Annotated in this window: 4 protein-coding genes; 3 read left to right on the top strand and 1 reads right to left on the bottom strand. The window is 74.0% G+C overall.

Annotated elements, in window-relative coordinates; genetic code table 11:
- From AC0CYZ_RS16995 to prcA, 3 genes are all read left to right on the top strand, one after another.
- On the top strand, positions 1–169 hold a 169-nt coding region (locus AC0CYZ_RS16995), incomplete at its 5' end, for a ubiquitin-like protein Pup (protein ID WP_472217424.1).
- 141 nt (positions 170–310) lie between these two features.
- Complete coding sequence (gene prcB, locus AC0CYZ_RS16990; RefSeq protein WP_472217422.1) at positions 311–1,171, top strand: proteasome subunit beta; 861 nt, start codon at positions 311–313, stop codon at positions 1,169–1,171.
- Positions 1,172–1,229: 58 nt separating this feature from the next.
- Positions 1,230–2,048 carry a proteasome subunit alpha gene (gene prcA, locus AC0CYZ_RS16985; RefSeq protein ID WP_472217420.1) on the top strand — a complete coding sequence of 273 codons (819 nt, stop codon included), beginning with the start codon at positions 1,230–1,232 and terminating at the stop codon, positions 2,046–2,048.
- Positions 2,049–2,128: 80 nt separating this feature from the next.
- Here the strand turns inward: prcA and AC0CYZ_RS16980 are convergent.
- A partial coding sequence (locus AC0CYZ_RS16980) for a diacylglycerol/lipid kinase family protein (RefSeq protein WP_472217418.1) occupies positions 2,129–2,590 on the bottom strand: 462 nt, incomplete at its 5' end.

Raw genomic sequence — 2,590 nt, 5'->3', positions numbered from 1 at the left:
GGGCGGTGGCGACGACGGCGAGGGCGGCGAGGACACCACCGCCGCCGGCCAGGAGCGCCGGGAGAAGCTCGGCGAGGACACCGACACCATCCTCGACGAGATCGACGACGTGCTCGAGGAGAACGCCGAGGACTTCGTGCGCGCGTACGTGCAGAAGGGTGGCCAGTGACCCCACTCCCCGTGCCCCGCGCGGCGCGGTGAGTCGGCAGGCGGGTACGGCGGGCCGGGACTAGGGTTCCGGCCCGCCGTCCCGTCTCAGGCCTGAGGACGGCGGAGACACCGCCCGCGAGAAGAGGAGCGTCGACCGCCGATGGATCCCACGTCGTCCCGGGTCCACCCGGGGCTGCCCGCCGCGTACTTCGACGCCGGCACGTCCTCGTTCGTCGACTTCCTCACGGCCGTCCGCCCCGACCTGCTGCCCACCTCGCACGGGCGCGGGCTGACCCCCGAGGGCGTCGCGACGGTGCCGCACGGGACGACGATCGTCGCGGCGGTCTACTCCGGCGGCGTCGTCATCGCCGGGGACCGGCGGGCCACGATGGGTAACCTGATCTCGCAGCGCGACATGGAGAAGGTCTTCGTCACCGACGACTACTCCGCCGCCGGGATCGCCGGCACCGCGGGCCTCGCCGTCGACGCGGTCCGGCTCTTCACCGTCGAGCTGCAGCACTACGAGAAGCTCGAGGGCGTCCCCCTGACCTTCGACGGCAAGTCGAACAAGCTCGCCTCGATGATCCGCGGCAACCTCGGGGCGGCGATGCAGGGCCTGTCCTACGTGCCGCTGTTCGTCGGCTTCGACCCCGACGCCACCGACCCGGCCCGGGCCGGGCGGATCGTGTCCTTCGACGTCGTCGGCGGCCGCTACGAGGAGCACGCCGGGTACGCCGGGGTGGGCTCCGGGTCGCTGTTCGCGAAGTCCGCGCTGAAGAAGCTGCACGACCCCGACGCCGACCGCGACCGCTGCGTCCGCGCCCTCGTCGAGGCCCTCTACGACGCCGCCGACGACGACTCGGCGACCGGCGGCCCGGACTCGATCCGCCACATCTACCCCGTCGTCGTCGCGATCGACGCCCAGGGCGCCGTGCAGCTGCCGCACGAGGACGTCCAGGCGGTCGCCGAGGCCGTCATCGCGGGCCGCCACGAGCGGCCCGGTGGTCCCGCGGCCTCCTGAGCCGCGGCACCACCCGAGATCCCCGCCCGCCACGACCTCGCCGAGGAGCCCGCCCGCCATGACGATGCCGTTCTACGCGTCGGTCGACCAGCTGATGCGCGACCGCTCGGAGCTCGCCCGCAAGGGCATCTCCCGCGGGCGCAGCGTGGTGGTGCTGACGTGCGCCGACGGCGTCCTGTTCGTCGCGGAGAACCGCTCGAAGTCGCTGCGCAAGGTCTCCGAGATCTACGACCAGCTCGGGTTCGCCGCGGTCGGGCGCTACAACGAGTTCGAGAACCTGCGCCGCGCCGGGATCCGCTACGCCGACGTGCAGGGCTACTCCTACGACCGGCGGGACGTGTCCGGGCGGGCACTCGCGAACGCCTACGCCCAGATCCTCGGCTCGAGCTTCATCGAGCAGCAGAAGCCCTTCGAGGTCGAGCTGTGCGTGGGCGCGCTGGGGGAGACCCCGGACCGCGACCAGCTCTTCCGCATCACCTACGACGGCTCGATCTCCGACGAGCCGCAGTTCGTGGTCATGGGCGGCACCACCGAGCCGGTGTCGGCGGCCCTGCGCTCCTCCTACGAGGAGGGGCTGGACACCCGCGCGGCGCTGGGCATCGCCCTCGACGCGCTGGCGGCCCAGAACGGGTCGTCGTCGAGCTCGTCGTCGTCCTCGTCGTCCGCCTCGACCGAGGACCGCACGCTGGGCGTCGACGCCCTCGAGGTCGCGCTGCTCGACCGCACCCGCCGCGGCCGCCGGGCGTTCCGGCGGGTGTCCGGGGCGGCGCTGGCCGCGCTGCTGCCCGCCTCGGCGGCGGCGGCCGAGCCGGAGGAGAACGCCACGGACACCGGTGCCGGCGACGAGGTCTCGGGCGCGGGCGGCGCGGACGCCTGACGGCCGCGCCCGCGAGGGGAGGATTCGGCCGCTCTACCGGGACGAGGGTTCCCCTCGCGCGGGTGGGCGGCCCCGGCCCCTCACCAGGGCGATGCGCGCTCCGGCCAGCGGGACTCGTCGCGGCGGTAGACCGGCACCTTGTGGTCGGCCACCGAGAAGCACAGCCGCTCGCCCGCGACCATGACCTCGCCGTCGGTCGCGACCTCGACCGGCCCGTCGAGCAGCTCCACGTCCAGCGTCCGCGCGGTGTGCTCGACGTAGGTCCGGATGTGGCCCATGGTGCCGATCAGCAGCCCGGCGATCGCGCGCGCCCGGGAGAACCGGCGGTCGGCGCGCAGGTAGCGGACCTCGAGCACCCCGGAGTCCAGGCGCGGGCGGTAGGACGGCGTCATGCCCGACGGTGCGTAGGGCCCGTTGCCGACGAAGAGCATCCACACCGGGGTCTCCACCCCGTCGATGCGGCACCGCAGCGGCCGGGCGTGCCACAGGGTGAGGATCAGCGCCGCCGACGCGGCCGGCCACTTCCCCCAGCGGTCCTGCCA

This window comes from Actinomycetospora sp., from assembly GCF_055612215.1.
Note: the sequence above shows the minus strand (reverse complement) of the source record. Positions and strands in the feature narration are given on the sequence as shown.